We start from the raw sequence: 857 nt of genomic DNA on the forward strand, positions 1-857 counted from the left end.
GGGCGTGCGCTGCCCGCCGCGCGGTTTCCGTCCCGATCCGGGCAGGCGGTGTGGGGGCCGACCTGCGCCGGTGGTTCAGCGCGCCGCGCGCAGCAGCGCGTCCACGTCCAGCGCGTGGCCGGCGCGGGCGGCCTTGGTGCGCAGGTAGCCTTCGTTCTCGGCGGTGATGGTGCCGGTGACCGGAATGCGCTCGGTCACCTCGATGCCGGCCGCACGCAGGCGTTCGGCTTTGTTCGGGTTGTTGGTGAGCAGGCGCACGCGGCCGATGCCCAGCCCGCGCAGCATCGCCACGGCGCTGCCGTAGCGGCGTTCGTCTGCGCCGAAGCCCAGTTGCGCGTCGGCGTCGATGGTGTCCAGGCCGTCGTGCTGGTAGCCGTAGGCGCGCATCTTGGTGGCGATGCCGGTGCCGCGGCCTTCCTGGTCCAGATACAGCAGCACGCCGCCGCCCAGCGCCTTGAGCTTGGCCAGGCCGTGCCGCAACTGATCGCCGCAGTCGCACTTGAGCGAGCCGAACAGGTCGCCGGTGAGGCAGGAGGAATGCACGCGCACCGGCACCGGCGCGCTCAGGTCGGGCTGGCCGATCACGATCGCGACCTGGTCGCGCTGCGCCACGCCGCCGCGGAACACCACGAATTCGCCAGGGCCCAGGTCGCGCAGCGGCACCTGGGTGCGGGTGACCAGGGTGTAGCTGTCGGAGGCGGCGAGGGCGCAGCCGTGTTCCAGGTCGTCCAGGCGCAGCGACTGGCAGCCCTGGAAGGCGCTGCTGTCGGCGTCCAGGTCGGCCGCGACCATCGCCGGCAGCAGCAGGCCCAGGCGCGCGATCTCGGCGGCGCCGGCATCCAGCGCGTCGCCGGGCA

General features: G+C 73.4%; 1 protein-coding gene. It reads right to left on the reverse strand.

Translation table 11 applies throughout. The features are described from left to right. Positions 1-75: 75 nt before the first annotated feature. Positions 76-857, reverse strand: a 782-nt coding sequence (gene ribA, locus D180_RS15475) for a GTP cyclohydrolase II RibA (RefSeq protein ID WP_017913512.1), incomplete at its 5' end; no start/stop codon positions are given.

The organism is Xanthomonas sp. SHU 166, assembly GCF_000364685.1.
Lineage (GTDB): Bacteria > Pseudomonadota > Gammaproteobacteria > Xanthomonadales > Xanthomonadaceae > Xanthomonas_A > Xanthomonas_A sontii.